This window comes from Alkalilacustris brevis (genome assembly GCF_003350345.1).
GTDB lineage: Bacteria > Pseudomonadota > Alphaproteobacteria > Rhodobacterales > Rhodobacteraceae > Alkalilacustris > Alkalilacustris brevis.
The window spans coordinates 46,738-62,413 of the sequence record NZ_QNVJ01000047.1 but is presented as its reverse complement, the minus strand read 5'-3'; the positions used below and the strand labels follow the sequence as shown (position 1 = coordinate 62,413).

At 64.1% G+C, this 15,676-nt stretch carries 17 protein-coding genes; 9 read left to right on the top strand and 8 right to left on the bottom strand.

The genetic code is table 11. From position 1 onward, the window contains the following. Positions 1 to 10 precede the first annotated feature (10 nt). From DQ229_RS06655 to DQ229_RS06645, 3 genes are read left to right on the top strand one after another with little or no spacing between them, the layout of a single operon-like run. Entirely contained in the window at positions 11 to 457 is a 447-nt protein-coding gene (locus tag DQ229_RS06655) for a tripartite tricarboxylate transporter TctB family protein (protein ID WP_162300770.1), read from the top strand. Next, entirely contained in the window at positions 454 to 1,950 is a 1,497-nt protein-coding gene (locus DQ229_RS06650) for a tripartite tricarboxylate transporter permease (protein ID WP_114965482.1), read from the top strand. The genes DQ229_RS06655 and DQ229_RS06650 overlap by 4 nt, the downstream gene beginning before the upstream one ends. Positions 1,951 to 1,952: 2 nt before the next feature. Then, positions 1,953 to 2,738 (top strand): sulfite exporter TauE/SafE family protein, encoded by a 786-nt coding sequence (locus DQ229_RS06645; protein WP_114965481.1) that lies wholly within the window; start codon positions 1,953 to 1,955, stop codon positions 2,736 to 2,738. Between the two features lie 97 nt (positions 2,739 to 2,835). Here DQ229_RS06645 and DQ229_RS06640 read toward each other — a convergent pair whose 3' ends face one another. Continuing rightward, entirely contained in the window at positions 2,836 to 3,147 is a 312-nt protein-coding gene (locus tag DQ229_RS06640; protein ID WP_114965480.1) for an ETC complex I subunit, read from the bottom strand. 132 nt (positions 3,148 to 3,279) lie between these two features. Here DQ229_RS06640 and uvrB point away from each other — a divergent pair, with 132 nt between their 5' ends. Next, positions 3,280 to 5,481 carry an excinuclease ABC subunit UvrB gene (gene uvrB / locus DQ229_RS06635; protein ID WP_274378825.1) on the top strand — a complete coding sequence of 734 codons (2,202 nt, stop codon included), beginning with the start codon at positions 3,280 to 3,282 and terminating at the stop codon, positions 5,479 to 5,481. Positions 5,482 to 5,493: 12 nt separating this feature from the next. Here uvrB and DQ229_RS06630 read toward each other — a convergent pair whose 3' ends face one another. Beyond that, entirely contained in the window at positions 5,494 to 5,748 is a 255-nt protein-coding gene (locus DQ229_RS06630; protein ID WP_114965479.1) for a GlsB/YeaQ/YmgE family stress response membrane protein, read from the bottom strand. A 126-nt stretch (positions 5,749 to 5,874) separates the two neighbouring features. Here DQ229_RS06630 and smpB point away from each other — a divergent pair, with 126 nt between their 5' ends. The 3 genes from smpB (at position 5,875) to DQ229_RS06615 (ending at position 7,896) form a co-directional block, all read left to right on the top strand. Further along, positions 5,875 to 6,354 carry an SsrA-binding protein SmpB gene (gene smpB / locus DQ229_RS06625; RefSeq protein WP_114965554.1) on the top strand — a complete coding sequence of 160 codons (480 nt, stop codon included), beginning with the start codon at positions 5,875 to 5,877 and terminating at the stop codon, positions 6,352 to 6,354. Between the two features lie 127 nt (positions 6,355 to 6,481). Beyond that, the gene (sseA, locus tag DQ229_RS06620) at positions 6,482 to 7,333 is read left to right on the top strand and encodes a 3-mercaptopyruvate sulfurtransferase (protein WP_114965478.1); all 852 of its coding nucleotides are present in this window, start codon (positions 6,482 to 6,484) and stop codon (positions 7,331 to 7,333) included. Then, the gene (locus DQ229_RS06615) at positions 7,330 to 7,896 is read left to right on the top strand and encodes a GNAT family N-acetyltransferase (RefSeq protein WP_114965477.1); all 567 of its coding nucleotides are present in this window, start codon (positions 7,330 to 7,332) and stop codon (positions 7,894 to 7,896) included. Before sseA ends, DQ229_RS06615 begins: the two co-directional genes overlap by 4 nt. Positions 7,897 to 7,999: 103 nt before the next feature. Here the strand turns inward: DQ229_RS06615 and DQ229_RS06610 are convergent, their stop codons facing one another. Both DQ229_RS06610 and DQ229_RS06605 read right to left on the bottom strand, forming a co-directional pair. Beyond that, positions 8,000 to 9,355 (bottom strand): ammonium transporter, encoded by a 1,356-nt coding sequence (locus tag DQ229_RS06610; RefSeq protein WP_114965476.1) that lies wholly within the window; start codon positions 9,353 to 9,355, stop codon positions 8,000 to 8,002. A 34-nt stretch (positions 9,356 to 9,389) separates the two neighbouring features. Then, positions 9,390 to 9,728 (bottom strand): P-II family nitrogen regulator, encoded by a 339-nt coding sequence (locus DQ229_RS06605; RefSeq protein WP_114965475.1) that lies wholly within the window; start codon positions 9,726 to 9,728, stop codon positions 9,390 to 9,392. A gap of 263 nt (positions 9,729 to 9,991) precedes the next feature. Here DQ229_RS06605 and DQ229_RS06600 point away from each other — a divergent pair, with 263 nt between their 5' ends. Further along, positions 9,992 to 12,148 carry a transglycosylase domain-containing protein gene (locus DQ229_RS06600; RefSeq protein WP_114965474.1) on the top strand — a complete coding sequence of 719 codons (2,157 nt, stop codon included), beginning with the start codon at positions 9,992 to 9,994 and terminating at the stop codon, positions 12,146 to 12,148. Between the two features lie 43 nt (positions 12,149 to 12,191). Here the strand turns inward: DQ229_RS06600 and DQ229_RS06595 are convergent, their stop codons facing one another. Next, positions 12,192 to 12,893, bottom strand: a complete 702-nt coding sequence (locus DQ229_RS06595; RefSeq protein WP_114965473.1) for an NAD-dependent deacylase — start codon at positions 12,891 to 12,893, stop codon at positions 12,192 to 12,194. 112 nt (positions 12,894 to 13,005) lie between these two features. Here DQ229_RS06595 and DQ229_RS06590 point away from each other — a divergent pair, with 112 nt between their 5' ends. Continuing rightward, complete coding sequence (locus tag DQ229_RS06590) at positions 13,006 to 13,509, top strand: low molecular weight protein-tyrosine-phosphatase (RefSeq protein ID WP_238380981.1); 504 nt, start codon at positions 13,006 to 13,008, stop codon at positions 13,507 to 13,509. A 7-nt stretch (positions 13,510 to 13,516) separates the two neighbouring features. On the opposite strand, the gene DQ229_RS06585 is transcribed toward DQ229_RS06590, so the two are convergent. From DQ229_RS06585 to DQ229_RS06575, 3 genes are all read right to left on the bottom strand, one after another. Further along, positions 13,517 to 13,831 (bottom strand): hypothetical protein, encoded by a 315-nt coding sequence (locus DQ229_RS06585; RefSeq protein ID WP_114965471.1) that lies wholly within the window; start codon positions 13,829 to 13,831, stop codon positions 13,517 to 13,519. 158 nt (positions 13,832 to 13,989) lie between these two features. After that, complete coding sequence (locus DQ229_RS06580; protein WP_114965470.1) at positions 13,990 to 14,700, bottom strand: redoxin domain-containing protein; 711 nt, start codon at positions 14,698 to 14,700, stop codon at positions 13,990 to 13,992. A 142-nt stretch (positions 14,701 to 14,842) separates the two neighbouring features. Further along, positions 14,843 to 15,592 (bottom strand): response regulator transcription factor, encoded by a 750-nt coding sequence (locus DQ229_RS06575; RefSeq protein WP_114965469.1) that lies wholly within the window; start codon positions 15,590 to 15,592, stop codon positions 14,843 to 14,845. Positions 15,593 to 15,676 lie beyond the last annotated feature (84 nt).

Below are 15,676 nucleotides of genomic sequence, written 5' to 3'. Positions count from 1 at the left end.
GAGCGGCATGATGCACCGGGGCGATATGCGCGACATCCTTGGCGGGCTGCTGGTCATCGCGGTCGGAGGAACCTTCGCCTGGGCCGCAACCGGATATTCCTTTGGCAGCGGCAGGGTGATCGGCGCAGCCTATCTGCCCTTCTCGGCCGGTGTCATCGCCATGCTGATCGGCGCGGGGATTCTCATCCCAGCGCTTTTTCGCAAGGGCAACCCCATCGAGTTCAACCCGCGCCCAGTGATATGGGTGCTGGCCTCGGTGCTTGTCTTCGGGTTGCTGATCCAGCGTGTCGGACTGATCATCGCCCTGATCGCCGTGGTGGCGATCTCGGCCCTGGGGTCGCGTGAAAGCAAAATCTGGCAGGTCGTGCCGCTGTCCATCTTCATGGCGATCGCCTGCTGGCTGATTTTCGTGCGCGGCCTCGGCCTGCCCATGCCCGTGCTGAGGAACCCGCTATGATCGCCGATCTCGCCCACGGCTTCTCGATCGCGCTGTCGTTCGAAAACCTTTTCTACTGCCTGACGGGCGTGGTGCTAGGCACGGCGGTGGGCGTGCTGCCCGGGCTTGGGTCGCTTGCGGCGATTTCGCTCTTGCTGCCGGTGACATTCTACCTGGAGCCGACCACCGCCCTTATCATGCTGGCGGGTGTCTACTACGGATCGGAATACGGCGGCTCGACCGCGTCGATCCTGCTCAACCTGCCCGGCACCCCCTCGAACGCAGTGACCTGCATCGACGGCTACCCGATGGCCAAGAAGGGGCGCGCGGGCGTGGCCCTTTTCATGACCACCATCGCCTCGTTCATTGGCGGATCGATCGGGATCATGCTGTTGATCGTGGCCACGCCGGTCTTCCTGTCATTCGCCATGATGTTCCAGAGCAAGGAATATTTCATGGCGCTGCTGCTGGGGCTGATCATGGCCGCCACCATAAGCAGTGGAAGCCCGTTGAAGGGGCTGGCCATGCTGACCATCGGTGTGCTGGTCGGAACCATCGGCGTCGATAATCAAACCGGATCGTCGCGCTTCACCATGGGGTATTTCCAGCTTTACGATGGCATCAGCATTGTGATCGTCGCGATGGGGCTGTTCGGCGTGGCGGAGATCATCTGGTCGATCATGTCCAACTCGAACCCCACCATCCGCGACAAGATCACCTTGCGATCGCTGGTGCCAGAGCGCGAAGACCTGACCAGATCGGTAGTGCCAGTGCTGCGGGGGGCGGGCATCGGCAGCATCATCGGCCCATTGCCCGGGGCGGGGCTCGCGCTGGCGGCTTTCCTGAGCTACGCAGTGGAAAAGCGCGCCTCCAAGACACCCGAGCGTTTTGGCCATGGCGCGGTCGAGGGGATATCGGGGCCGGAATCGGCCAATAACGCGGCGGCGCAGACCGCGTTCATCCCCACCTTCGCGCTGGGCATTCCCGGCACCGCCAGCATGGCCATCATCCTGGGCGCGATGATGATGCACGGCATCACGCCGGGGCCGCAATTCGTGCGCGAAAACTTCGACATGTTCTGGGCGATCGTCGCAAGCTTCTGGATCGGCAACCTGCTGTTGCTTGTCGTCAACATCCCCTTCATCGGGGTCTGGGTGCGACTGCTCAAGATACCCTACCAGCTGCTTTATCCGGCGATCATCTGCCTGATCTGTGTCGGCGTCTATTCCATAAACACCAGCATTTTTGATGTCTGGCTGCTGTTGGCCTTCGGCCTTGCGGGCTATATCATGCGGCTTCTCGCATTCGAGCCGGCGCCGCTGCTCATGGGCTTCGTCCTGGGGCCGCTGCTGGAAGACAATTTCCGCCGCGCGATGCTTCTGGTGCGGGGCGATTTCTTCGCGCTCTTCACCGGGCCGATCAACACCGCGATGCTGGCAATCTTTATCGTCGCTGTGGGCTGGTCTCTCCTTGGGTCATACCGCCGCCGCGCGGCGCGCGCAGGTCAGGACTGAACTTGGACATCCTCGGTGTAACGGTTTTCGGGGATCTTGCCCCCGCGCAGATGGCTGGCCTGGTGGCGGTCTATGTCATTGCCTTTCTGCTGAAAGGTGTGTTCGGCTATGGCGCCGTCTCCATGATGGTGGTCGGCTCGGCCCTGATCATCCCGCCGCACCAGGCAGTGGTGCTGGCGGCAGTGACGAATTTCTACACGCAAATCCAGCTCATCCCGCGCAGCCTGCGCGACGGAGACCGGCAAGTTGCCGGCAAGCTGATCATCTGGACATTGCCTTCGGTCGTGGCCGGCGTCTGGCTGTTTGCCAGCCTGGAGGCCCGCTGGCTCAGCCTCGCCATCGGGCTTTTCATCCTGTTTCTGGTCATCAGCGAGGTTTTCGGCCTGATTGGGCGCATGGCGCCGCTGGTCCAGCGTCATACTGCCGTGGCGGGGCCCATCGCCTCGACAGTGGCGGGTCTGATCGGCGGGTTTCTGGGCGCGGGCGCGATGGTGTTCATCTCGGTCTATGTGCGCATGCTCTGCGCCGAGAAGATGCTGTTTCGCGGCACCATGATCCTTGTCGGCACGATCTTCATTGTCTGGCGCTTCAGCGTGCTGCTCGTTGGTGGGATCATCGGTATTCCCGTGCTGATGGAGGCTGCGATCCTGGCCCCGATCTGCTTCATGGCCTCTCATATTGGCATAAAGCTGGTAAGCCACATTCCCAACGCACTGTTCTTCCGCCTCTATCAGGGCATCCTGATCCTGGCGGCGCTGATGCTGGTTTACCAGACACTGACCGGGTAGGCCTGCGCACCCGGCCATATGACGATCAGCGTGTCGCCGATATGCGGCAACACCAGCAGCCGCCGGCAGGCCCTTGGCAAGACACGGGCAGATGCAGTCAGTGCGTCCAGACCTGGCGGCGGTCGGTCGCGAAATTCTCGCCATAGCCGCGCGGGCGGATGTTGAGCTTGCGGGTCTTGGGCCGCAGCACCACATAATCTATCCCGCGCTCGCGGGCATAGGCTTCGGCGGCTTCGCGGCTGTCGAAGCACAGGCGCACCTGACTGTCCATGTCGCCCGAGCTGGTCCAGCCCATCAGCGGGTCCACCTCGCGCGGGGCGGCGGGCGAGAATTCGAGAACCCAGTGCCTGCTCCGGGCGGTGCCGGATTGCGTGGCCGAACGGGCGGGGCGATAGATTCGTGCGCGCATTCGCAAGGCTCCCTTGTGCGTGCGGCCTTTATCCCGCAACCGCCCGCGCCATGCAAGGGCCAGCCCGCCGCACCGATGCACCTTGAACCTGACGATCAGACCCGCATGTTAGGCAGACAAGGAGTTTGCGCCATGCCCGAACAGATGCCGCTGACCTCGGCCCCCAATCCCGCTGCCGCCAAAGGGCGCGAAAAGCTCGAAGGCGGGCGGCGTTTCGTCATGGCCAGCAATTTCGAGCCGGCCGGCGACCAGCCCACCGCGATTGCCGAGTTGGTCGAGGGAATTGCCGCGGGCGAGCGCAACCAGGTGCTGCTGGGCGCGACGGGAACCGGCAAGACCTTCACCATGGCCAAGGTGATCGAGGCGACGCAGCGCCCCGCGATCATCCTTGCGCCGAACAAGACCCTGGCCGCGCAGCTTTACGGCGAGTTCAAAAGCTTCTTTCCCGAGAACGCGGTCGAGTATTTCGTCAGCTATTACGATTACTACCAGCCCGAAGCCTATGTGCCGCGCTCGGACACCTATATCGAGAAGGAATCCCAGATCAACGAACAGATCGACCGGATGCGCCACTCGGCCACCCGCGCGCTGCTTGAGCGCGACGATGTGATCATCGTGGCCTCGGTCAGTTGCATCTACGGCATCGGCTCGGTCGAGACCTATTCGGCGATGACGCAGGATCTGGTTGCAGGCGAATCCTATGACCCGCGCCAGATCATCGCCGAGTTGGTCGCCCAGCAATACCGGCGCAACGACACGGCCTTTCAGCGCGGCAGTTTCCGCGTACGCGGCGATGTGATCGAGGTCTGGCCCGCCCACATGGAAGACCGCGCCTGGCGGATGTCGTTCTTTGGCGATGACCTGGAGGAAATCACCGAGTTCGACCCCCTGACAGGGGCGAAAACCGATGATCTCGAGAAGATCCGCATCTATGCCAACAGCCATTACGTGACCCCACGCCCGACCATGCAGCAGGCGGTAAAGGGCATCCGCGAAGAACTGCGTCAGCGTCTCGACCAGTTGGTGGCCGAGGGCAAGCTGCTGGAAGCGCAGCGGTTGGAGCAGCGCACGAAATTCGACCTGGAGATGCTGGAGGCCACAGGTGTATGCAACGGCATCGAGAATTATTCGCGCTATCTGACCGGCCGCGCACCGGGCGAGCCGCCGCCCACGCTCTTCGAGTTCATCCCCGATCACGCCATCGTCTTCGCCGACGAAAGCCATGTCAGCGTGCCGCAGATCGGCGGCATGTATCGCGGCGACTACCGGCGCAAGTTCACGCTGGCCGAACACGGCTTCCGCCTGCCGTCCTGCATGGACAACCGCCCGCTCAAGTTCGAGGAATGGGACGCGATGCGCCCGCAATCGGTCTTTGTCAGCGCCACCCCCGCCGGCTGGGAGCTTGAGCAGACCGGCGGCATCTTTACCGAACAGGTGATCCGCCCCACCGGCCTCTTGGACCCGCCGGTCGAGGTGCGGCCAGTGGCCATGCAGGTCGATGACCTGCTCGATGAAATCCGCCAGGTGGCCGCGCGCGACCTGCGCGTGCTGTGCACCGTGCTGACCAAGCGCATGGCCGAGGATCTGACCGAGTACCTGCACGAACAGGGCATTCGCGTGCGCTACATGCATTCCGACATCGACACGATCGAGCGTATCGAGATCCTGCGCGACCTGCGGCTGGGGGCCTTCGACGTGCTGATCGGCATCAACCTGCTGCGCGAGGGGCTGGACATTCCCGAATGCGGGCTGGTGGCCATTCTGGACGCCGACAAGGAAGGCTTCCTGCGGTCGGAAACCTCGCTGATCCAGACCATCGGCCGTGCCGCACGCAACGCCGATGGACGCGTCATCATGTATGGCGACCGCATCACCGGCTCGATGGAACGGGCCATCGGCGAGACCGACCGCCGCCGCGCCAAGCAGATCGCCTATAACGAGGAACACGGCATCACACCGCAGACCATCCGCAAGAATGTCGAGGATGTTCTGGCCGGCCTGTGGAAAGGCGATACCGACATGGCCCGCGTCACCGCGCAGGTGGAAAAGCCGCTGGTGGGCGCCAACCTTCAGGCCCATCTGGAGGGCCTGCGCGTGACCATGCGCAAGGCCGCCGAGAACCTGGAGTTCGAAGAAGCCGCCCGCCTGCGCGACGAGATCAAGCGGCTCGAGGCGGTCGAACTGGCAATATCCGACGATCCGCTGGCGCGTCAGTCGGCGGTGCAGGAGGCAGTGGAAGCGGCAAACACCGCCAAGGGCCGCTCGACCGCCGGGCGGCCAGGGCAGCGCGGCGGCGTCAAGCACAAGGGAAGGAGCGCGCGCAAGGGGCCGTGACCGGCCGACCCGTCACACCCGTTTGACCAGCTGGATCACCGCAAGCAGGATCACCGCGCCCAGCGTCGCGTGCAGGATCGATGCACCCAGCCCGCCGCCCGCGCTCAACCCGATCACCGGCAGGATCACGGCGGCGATGAAGGCACCCAGCACCCCGACCACGATATTGGTCAGCAGCCCGAAGCCGCGCCCGGCCACGATCAGCCCCGCAAGCCAGCCCGCCAGCGCGCCGACGATCAAGATCACGATGATGCTTTCCAGGCCCATGACTCTCTCCCTTGCCAATGCATGCACCTGCCGGTGCCCCGTGACGGGCACTCTTGCCTCTTCAGCGTTTGGGCGCAAGCGTCGCGCCCGCTGGACTCGGCCCGGCCCTTCGCCTATCTGCGACGCATGAGCGCGAAACCCGACAATCCAAACTACAAGGTCGTGGCCGAAAACCGCCGCGCCCGGCGCGAATATGCCATCGAGGACGATCTCGAATGCGGCATCATGCTGGAAGGGTCCGAGGTCAAGTCACTGCGCGAGGGCGGGGCGAATATCGCCGAAAGCTATGCCTCGGTCGAGAACGGCGAGCTATGGCTGATCAACAGCTATATCGCGCCCTACAAGCAGGCCAAGACCTTCGGGCATGACGAGCGGCGCAAGCGCAAGTTGCTGGTATCGCGGCGCGAACTGTCGCGCCTGTGGTCAGAAACGGCGCGCAAGGGCATGACGCTGGTGCCGCTGGTGCTGTATTTCAACCATCGCGGCATCGCCAAGATCAAGATCGGCGTCGCCAAGGGCAAGAAGCTGGCCGACAAGCGCGCCACCGAGGCCAAGCGCGACTGGAACCGCCAGAAGCAACGCCTGCTCAAGCAACAGAGCCGCTAGCCGGGCCTTTTACCGCGCACCGTAAGCGTCACCCCTGCCTGCGCCGCTTCGCCTCCCGCCGCCGGACTTGCCTGAATCCCTCGCTCCGGCTAAGCCGGAACGACGGCGAAGGAGGCTTGGCAAGATCATGCAGGACGATCCCAGAACGCTCGTATCCACCGGCTGGCTGGCCGAACATCTGTCCGACCCCGATTTGCGGGTGCTCGATGCCTCCTGGTATCTGCCGGACGTGGGCCGCGACGGGCGCGCCGAATATGACGCGGCGCATATCCCCGGGGCGCGGTTTTTCGACATCGACGAAATCTCCGACCTGCGCTCGGACCTGCCGCACATGGCGCCGCCGCCTGAAAAGTTCATCTCGCGGATGCGGGCGATGGGCGTCGGCGACGGGCATCAGGTCGTGGTCTATGATGGCGCGGGGATACTTTCGGCGCCGCGCGTCTGGTGGCTGTTCCGGCTGATGGGCAAGCGGGATGTCGCCGTTCTGGACGGTGGCTTTCGCAAATGGCGGGCCGAAGGGCGCCCCGTCGAAGACATGCCGCCGGTGATGCGCGATCGGCACATCACCGTGCAACGGCAGGCGCGCCTGCTGCGCGATGTCACACAGGTTGCCGCTGCCGCCAAGCTGGGCGATCATGAAATCATCGACGCGCGCAGCCCCGGCCGTTTCACCGGGCAGGAACCCGAGCCACGCCCCGGCCTGCGCGCAGGCCACATCCCCGGCTCGAAGAACCTGCATTACCGGCTTCTGCTCAATCGAGACGGCACCATGAAAGACCCCGAGGCGCTGCGAGCAGCGTTTCAGGACGCCGGGGTGGACCTGTCGAAACCCGCGATCACCACCTGCGGATCCGGCATCACTGCCGCGATCCTCAGCCTGGCGCTGGAACGGATCGGACACCATGACCACGGGCTTTACGATGGGTCCTGGGCCGAGTGGGGGATGTATCAGGATCTGAAGCTGGGCACATCGGCATGACGCTGCAACCGGTCGGCACCACGCTCAACTATCGTGTCACCTATCTGGAGATGACCGAACGGCCAGGGTTCGACTACCCGGCGTTGCCGATCGACATGCCCGCCTCGCTGCTGCGCGCCGAAGAGCCGCCCGTGTGGTATTTTCTGTCGCTCTACGATGCCGTCGGGCGCGATTACGCATGGGAAGACATGCACGACGAGCCCGAGGCAGAGCTGGCAGCCTGGCTGGCCGACCCGGCTGTCGAGCTATGGACATTGATGCGCGCTGGCTGGCCGCACGGATTCTTTCTGCTCGATGCGCGCCGCGATGGGGAAACCGACCTGGCCTATTTCGGCCTTGTGCCGCAGGCGGTGGGGCGGGGTCTGGGCAGTTTCCTGATGCGCACCGCGATCCTGACCGCGTGGGAGCGACCTGGGCTGAAGGTTCTCAAGGTCAACACCTGCTCACTCGATCACCCGCGGGCACTGGCAAATTACCAGAAGAACGGGTTTGAGGTGGTCGCGCAGGAGCACCGGACCCGAGTGCTCAGACGCGCCCGCGACCTCAGCCGCATCCCCGACTGACCCTGCCGCGACCGGCTCGCGGTTTTGCATGAGCCGCCGGCAGCAAAAAACCCGGGCCGACAAGCGGCCCGGGCAGTTTCAAGGACTATCGGGAGGGAGGAGATCAGCCCTTGGCAAAGTCGGGATAGGCCTCCATGCCCAGTTCGGATTTGTCGAGACCGTTGATCTCGGCCTCTTCCGAAACGCGGATGCCCATCACACCCTTGATGATGGCCCAGACGATCGCCGAAGTGACGATGGCAAAGGCGCCGATGGCCACGATACCGACGACCTGAGTGCCGATGTTCGCGTCACCGTTCGACAGAACCACCGCAAGCGTGCCCCAGATACCGGCGAACAGGTGAACCGGGATCGCACCGACCACATCGTCGATCTTCAGCTTGTCGAGCAGCGGCACGGTGAAGACCACGATCACACCACCGATGGCGCCGATGATGGTGGCCAGCCCGAGACCCGGCTCAAGCGGTTCCGCCGTGATCGCCACCAGACCCGCAAGCGCACCGTTGAGCATCAGCGTCAGGTCGGCTTTCTTGAACAGGATCTGGGTCAGCAGCAGCGCGGCGATTGCACCACCGGCCGCAGCGGCGTTGGTGTTGGCGAAGATGCGGCTGACATTAGCCACGGCATCGACCGAGCCCATCGCCAGCTCGGACCCGCCGTTGAAGCCGAACCAGCCCATCCACAGGATGAACATGCCCAGCGTCGCCAGCGCGAGGTTCGAACCTGGGATCGGGTTGACCTTGCCATCGGGGCCATACTTGCCCTTGCGCGCGCCCAGGATGATCGCGCCGGTCAGCGCGGCCCAGCCGCCCACCGAGTGCACGATCGTGGACCCGGCGAAATCGCTGAAGCCCATCGCATCGAGCCAGCCTTCGCCCCAGCTCCAGGACGCCTGGATCGGGTAGATCAGCGCGGTCAGCACCACCACGAAGACAAGAAAGGCGTTCAGCTTGATCCGTTCGGCCAGCGCGCCCGAAACGATCGAGGCGGTGGTCGCGCAGAACATCAACTGGAAGAAGAAGTCCGAGCCAACCGAGGCATATTCGATGTCATCGGCCTCATCCATGCCGACGCCGACAGCCTCGAGAACCGCCGGGCCGAAGGCGCCCAGCCATCCGTCGATGATCCAGCCATCCCCCGGATACATCAGGTTGAAGCCGATCAGGTAGTAGAAGAACGCCGCCAGCGAGAACAGGCCCACGTTCTTGGTCAGCTGCATTGTCGTGTTCTTGGAACGCACGAAGCCCGCCTCGAGCATGGCAAAGCCCGCAGCCATCCAGAACACCAGGATGCCGCCGATCAGAAACAGCAGCGAGTTGAAGATGAACACCATCTCGGTATTCAGCATTTCGACCGTCAGACCCGCGGCCTCCTCGACGGCCTCAGCCTCCTGCGCAAGCCCGAGCGCGGGCACCAGTGCCACGGCGGCTGCAAGGGGAAGAAGTTTTGTCAGTTTCATCCGATCATACCTTTCCTGAGGTTTCCGGCCCGGATCAGAGCGCGTCATCGTTGATTTCGCCGGTGCGCACCCGAAGCGCGCTTTGCAGGTCGAGCACAAAGACCTTGCCATCGCCGATCTTGTCGGTGCGGGCGGTCTTGCCGATTGTCTCGACCACCTGTTCGGCCATGCTGTCGCTCACGGCGATCTCGAGCTTGATCTTCGGCACGAAGTTCACGGCGTATTCCGCGCCGCGATAGATTTCCGTGTGACCGGACTGCGAGCCGAAGCCCTTGATCTCGGTCACCATCATGCCGCGCACGCCGATGTCGGTGAGCGCTTCGCGCACCTCCTCCAGCTTGAACGGCTTGATTGCTGCGATGATGAGTTTCACGTCGTTCCCCTTCCGCTTGTCAGGTCGCCATTCGGACGTCGAATGTCGAAAGAAGGGGCAATTGGGGCCGCCGACACAATTGAACGCGCCTGAAACAGGGCCGTGCAGACGTCGCAAGCGCACATTTTTTGCGCATACTGCGATTGGTGATTAAAAAATATGCAGATCAAAAAGCAGAATCACTGGGGAATGGCGGCTCCACATTCGGGGCATAAACCCGTATCCTGCCCCCAACGATAACATGAGCAGCGAGCAGCCGCAGCATGGCACCCGACAGAAAGAACCGCCCGCCGCTGACAGCCCAGCGGCGCCCGGCGCGGCAGAAAGCCACGCCGCCCCGGCGCAAGGCCGCCGCGGGCAGCGGCAAGCGCGGACAACGGCGCGGCGGGCCGGTCAGGCGCGCCTTGGGCGGTTTGCTGCGGCTTGTCACGCGGCTGGTCTGGGGCTTGACCTGGCGTGTGGGCGCCGGCGTCGCGGTGCTGCTCGGGGCGGCGACCTTCTATTTTTATTCGACGTTGCCGCCGATGTCCGAGCTTCTGGACGGGCGCGCGCGTGGTTCGGTCACGATGCTCGACCACGAGGGCCGGGTCTATGCCTGGCGGGGCGAAACCTTCGGCGGCCAGATCACCGCCGAGAACATCTCACCTCATCTGCGCAACGCCATCATCGCCACCGAGGACCGGCGCTTCTACCAGCATTTCGGGATCAGCCCGCGCGGGATCGCCAGCGCGGTGCGCATCAACCTCAGCCAGGGGCGCGGGCCGTTCTCGGGGCATGGCGGCTCGACCATCACGCAGCAGGTGGCCAAGCTGCTGTGTCTGGGCGTGCCGTTCGACCCCTCCCAATGGGAAAGCGAAGCCGCCTACGAGCGCGAATGCCGCCGCTCGACCGTCTGGCGCAAGATCCAGGAAGTGCCCTTCGCCCTGGCGATGGAGATCAAATACCCCAAGGACGATATCCTCAGCATCTATCTGAACCGCGCCTATCTGGGCGCCGGTGCGCGCGGCTTCGAGGCTGCGGCGCAGCGCTATTTCGGAAAATCCGCAAATCAGGTCGACCCGGCCGAGGCCGCGATGCTGGCCGGGCTGCTGGTGGCGCCGTCCTATTTCGCGCCAACGCGCAACCTGAGCCGCGCGCAGGACCGGGCCAATGTCATCCTGGGGCTGATGGCCGATCAGGGCCAGCTTTCCGGCACGGAACTGGCAGTGGCGCGTGCCAGCCCCGCGCGCCTTTCCGCCGCGGCCGAGGCCCGCGCGGGCGGCTATTTCGCCGACTGGGTGATGGAGACGGGGCCGTCTTTCCTGACCCGGCAGACCACCGAGGACGTGATCATCCGCACAACCTATGACCAGCGCATCCAGAGCGCCGCCGAAGAGGCGCTTGCCCATGTGTTCGAAACCCGCGTGCGCGAAGGCTCCGAGGCGCAGGCCGCGATCGTGGTGATGTCGGCCGATGGCGCGGTGCGTGCGATGGTGGGCGGGCGCAACACCCAGGTATCGGGTGCGTTCAATCGCGCCACACAGGCGCTGCGGCAGACCGGCTCGGCGTTCAAACCCTTTGTCTACGCAGTTGCGATGGACATGGGATACGAGCCCACCGACATCGTAGAGGATGCGCCGCTGACGCTGGACATCCCCGGCTCGGGGCCGTGGAGCCCGCGCAACTATACCGGCGAGTTTCAGGGCATGGTCACGTTGACCGAGGCGTTTGCGCAGTCGCTCAATATCCCCGCCGTGCGCATCAGCGAAGCCCTGGGCCGGGACAATGTGCGCACGGTGGCAAACCTGTTCGGGGTGCGCAGCAGCCTCGCCGATGGTCCGGCACTGGCGCTGGGGGCATCCGAGTCGACGCTTCTTGAAATGACCGCCGCCTATGCGGGCATCCTCAACGGCGGCTCCAGCGTCAGCCCCTACGGGCTGGAGGAACTCACGCTTGCCGGCGATGGCGAGCCACTCATGGGCAAGGGCGGCGGCATCGGCAAGCGCGTGATCCGCCAGGAGGCCGCGCGCAAACTGACCTGGATGATGCACGAAGTGGTGGAAAGCGGCACAGGGCGGCGCGCCCGGATCGAGGGCCGTGAACTGGCCGGCAAGACGGGCACGACACAGGCCGCGCGTGATGCCTGGTTCATCGGCTTCAGCGCCGATTACGTCGCCGGGGTCTGGATGGGCTATGATGACAACACCCCCCTGACGGGCGTCACCGGCAGCAGCTTGCCCGCCGAGATATGGCGCGAAACCATGAAGCGCGCCCATGAAGGGCTGCCTGCAAGCCCCCTGCCAATGGACCCGCCGCACACGCCGCCGGCGGAATACGAACCATACCAGCCCCCCGGCTCCTGGACCGCGCAGCCCCCTGAAGCCGAAGAAAGCCTGGGCGAGCGCATCCTGCGCGATGTGCTGGGCGGGCTGCTGCGGTAACACGCGGGCGGCCTCGCCGGCCTGCGCTTCGCCTGGCGCATGTTCAGCGCCGGGGCTCGAGCATCCGATCAGCCCATTCCGGCACCAACTGGCTGGCCGGGCCGAGGATGTGTTCGTCGAACAGGCCCGCAACCTCCGAACGCTCCAGGTTGATCTCGATCGTCCGAGCACCTGCCTGGGCGGCCTCGGCCACGAAGCCCGCCGCCGGATAGACCGCGCCGCTGGTGCCGATGGCCACGAACAGCTGCGCCTCTGACAGGGCCTTGCCGATCCGCTCCATATGGTAGGGGATTTCGCCGAACCAGACGACATCGGGCCGGGTTTGCGGGGCGGCGCATTGCGGGCATGGCGCATCGGGCTGCATTTCGGCCGGTGCATCCCAGCGGTGTTCGCAGGCCGCGCAAAGCGCGCGGGAAAGCTCGCCGTGCATGTGAATGACATCGCGCGCGCCCGCGCGCTCATGCAGGTCGTCGATGTTTTGTGTGATCAGTGTGACCCGGCCGGGCCAATGCCGCTGCAACCGCGCCAGCGCCTCGTGGCCCGCATGGGGCCGGGCCGCCAGCATGTTCGCGCGCCGGGCATTGTAGAACTCATGCACCAGGCCCGGATCACGGGCGAACCCCTCGGGCGTTGCCACATCCTCCAGATCGTATTGCGACCATAGGCCACCGGCATCGCGAAAGGTGCCCAGCCCGCTTTCGGCCGAGATCCCGGCCCCGGTCAGGATGACGATATTGTCGGCCATTTCCGAACCCTCACCCGGCACTTGCCCTGTCGTGCCTCTCAAGCTAGCGATGAAGACATCGTGCGCCAAGCCCGCCGCCATCCGAAGGCCATGATTGCCGGAGTGAACCGAGTTGCCCGACACCCCTCTTTCAACGCCCGACAATGCAACCCCGTTGCGGGCCAAACGGCTGCTGTTCGTCTGCCTGGGAAATATCTGCCGCTCGCCCACGGCGGAAGGCGTGTTCGGCGCCATCGCCCGCGAGGCCGGATTGCCGCTTGAGATCGACAGCGCAGGCACAGGGAACTGGCATGTGGGCGCGCCGCCCGACCGGCGGGCCATCGCCGCAGCTGCCGCGCGGGGCTATGACATATCCAGCCAGCGGGCGCGGCAGGTCACGCCAGCGGATTTCTCCCGCTTCGACCTGATCCTGGCGATGGACAGCCGCAACCGTGCCGACCTTGAGCGCCTGCGCCCCGGCGGCGTTGCCACGCCGGTCGAGATGTTTCTCAGCTATGACGCGCAGGGCGGAGGCCTCCTCGACCTGCCGGACCCGTATTTTGACGACCGCTTCGATGACGTGCTGGACATGATCGAACGGGCCAGCCGGGGGCTGGCCGCGCGCTGGCTTCGGTAATCGCGCCTCAGGACCGGCAACGAGCCTCGGCCGCAGTGCCGAAGGCACGATAGCGTGCCCAGAACTCGTTATCGCGGGAAGAACGCGACATGCGCGCATCCTGCGCGCGCTGCGGATCGCGGAAAAACCGCGCCGCCTGCCGCTGATCGGCCCGCGTAAGTGTCTGGTTGGCGATTGACTGGATGCAGCGGCACAGGGCCGGATTGGCTGCCGAACGGTCCGATCGGTTGCAGGCCGTCTCGATCGGGCCGGCCTGAAGCACGGCGGGGGCAATCGGAAGCGTAAAGGCAGCAAGCGCTGCCAGAATCAGGGTTTTTCTCATCTGTCTGCCTCGGTTATGCCTCGGTGCGTGGCGGTTGATCCGCCATCGCTATGTATTTCTACTGAATACGAAGTATGGCGATTCGCGGAAAAACGGCAAGAAAATCCTGATCGCGGCCCTGCGGCCTTTGGTCACCGGACTACGCACACGGCCATGCCTCAGCGGTTGAGCACCCGCAGATAGCTGCGCATCCGGGTCCACGAACCGCTGCCAAAGCGCAGGTTCGCCTCGGCGTCGCGCATCTCGGCGGGCAAAAGAACCGGATCACCCGGCCGCCATTCGCACGGGATCGCGACGTTGCGCCGGTCGCTTTCGCGCAAGGCGTCAATCACGCGCAGGCTTTCTTCAACGCTGCGACCCACCTGAACCGGGTATTCGAAGATCATCCTCACGCGACGTTCGGCGTCGATGATGAAGGATTTGCGGATCGGCTGGCTGTCATGCTCGCCCGGGTGCAGCATGTTGCAGGCGCGGATCAGGATTCCATCGGGATCAGCCGCCATCGGGAAACCGATATCATGGCCAAAGTCATCGCTGATCTCGTTCGACCAGTTTTCCAACTGTTCCAACGTATCACGCGAAATCGAAAGCACCTTGACCCCGCGCCGCTCGAACGCGTTCACGCAGCGCGCAACCTCGGCAACCTCGGTCGTGCAGACAGGGGTGAAAGCGGCCGGATGCGAGAACAGATAGACCCACTGCCCCTGGGCAAAGCTTCGAAAATCCAGCGGGCCGTGCGTGGTCATTGCCGTGAAATCAGGAAAGACATCGCCGATATGCGGCGTCCAGCGCGAAGAACCGCGGTAATTGCCGGGGAGCCTAATTCGCGTACCGTCCCGCCCCAATGTGCCGAAAAACTGGATACTCATCTGTCACTGCCTCGCCCGAAAAACTGTCCGCCTGTCGAAATTCCATCATACGGACACCACCCTGAACGCTAGGCCGGGATTGTTGCGAGAGTTTGCTCAAGCCTTGAATAATAATTTCAATAAATTGCAAGCTTTTCAAAAATCAGCCGCGAAATGTGTAACCCACGCCGTAAACCGTGCGGATATAGTGGCTTTGCCCCTCGGGCGCCGGGATTTTCTTGCGCAGGCGGCTGATCATGCTGTCAACGGCGCGGTCGTAGCTTTCCCAGTTGCGGCCCTTGATTGCATTCATGATCTGGTCGCGGGTCAGCACCTGGCCACGCCGCGACACCAGCGCATGCAGAAGGTCGAACTCGGCTACGGTCAGGTCGATCTCCTGGCCATCGGGGCCGAATATCTGCCGCCGCCCGGGGCTCAACGCGTAACCGTCAAACAGGATGTCACCCTCGCGGGCCTGCCCCCCGCCGGAAGCCGTCGCCTCTGCACCGGCTGCGGGCGGCCCGCTGTCGGAGGGCAGATAGCGCTTGCCTTTCGTCCGGCGGTAAACCGAATTGAGCCGCGCGCGCAGTTCGCGCGGGCGAAAGGGTTTGGTAATGTAATCGTCAGCGCCGATTTCCAGACCGACAATCTCATCCGTCGAATCGGTGCGCCCGGTAAGTATGACGATCGCCACATCCGAAACGCGGCGAATTTCCTTGAGCAGGGTCAGCCCGCTGGAATCCGGCAGATTGAGGTCGAGCAGAAAGATGTCGATGGGGTGTTCACGGATCAGATCGCGAAACTCTGCCTCGCTATGCGCGACAAGCACGTTGTACCCGTCTTCTTCCAGGTCACGCTCGATCAGAATCGTGATCTCCGGCTCGTCATCAAGAACCAGAACGGTCGGCCGCATGGATCACTCCTCACCCTCAACCACCACTTGTCGTAACCACCTAGGCACCCGGCACGACATTTGCGATATTTCTAGGTTAACGAA

Bases quoted from the DNA above. Each gene is read 5' to 3' on its own strand.
- smpB (WP_114965554.1), top strand. From the start codon at position 5,875: ATGAGCGCGAAACCCGACAATCCAAACTACAAGGTCGTGGCCGAAAAC.
- uvrB (WP_274378825.1), top strand. From the start codon at position 3,280: ATGCCCGAACAGATGCCGCTGACCTCGGCCCCCAATCCCGCTGCCGCC.
- DQ229_RS06615 (WP_114965477.1), top strand. From the start codon at position 7,330: ATGACGCTGCAACCGGTCGGCACCACGCTCAACTATCGTGTCACCTAT.
- DQ229_RS06600 (WP_114965474.1), top strand. From the start codon at position 9,992: ATGGCACCCGACAGAAAGAACCGCCCGCCGCTGACAGCCCAGCGGCGC.
- DQ229_RS06655 (WP_162300770.1), top strand. From the start codon at position 11: ATGCACCGGGGCGATATGCGCGACATCCTTGGCGGGCTGCTGGTCATC.
- DQ229_RS06610 (WP_114965476.1), bottom strand. From the start codon at position 9,355: ATGAAACTGACAAAACTTCTTCCCCTTGCAGCCGCCGTGGCACTGGTG.
- DQ229_RS06580 (WP_114965470.1), bottom strand. From the start codon at position 14,700: ATGAGTATCCAGTTTTTCGGCACATTGGGGCGGGACGGTACGCGAATT.
- DQ229_RS06585 (WP_114965471.1), bottom strand. From the start codon at position 13,831: ATGAGAAAAACCCTGATTCTGGCAGCGCTTGCTGCCTTTACGCTTCCG.
- DQ229_RS06640 (WP_114965480.1), bottom strand. From the start codon at position 3,147: ATGCGCGCACGAATCTATCGCCCCGCCCGTTCGGCCACGCAATCCGGC.
- DQ229_RS06650 (WP_114965482.1), top strand. From the start codon at position 454: ATGATCGCCGATCTCGCCCACGGCTTCTCGATCGCGCTGTCGTTCGAA.
- DQ229_RS06575 (WP_114965469.1), bottom strand. From the start codon at position 15,592: ATGCGGCCGACCGTTCTGGTTCTTGATGACGAGCCGGAGATCACGATT.
- DQ229_RS06630 (WP_114965479.1), bottom strand. From the start codon at position 5,748: ATGGGCCTGGAAAGCATCATCGTGATCTTGATCGTCGGCGCGCTGGCG.
- DQ229_RS06595 (WP_114965473.1), bottom strand. From the start codon at position 12,893: ATGGCCGACAATATCGTCATCCTGACCGGGGCCGGGATCTCGGCCGAA.
- sseA (WP_114965478.1), top strand. From the start codon at position 6,482: ATGCAGGACGATCCCAGAACGCTCGTATCCACCGGCTGGCTGGCCGAA.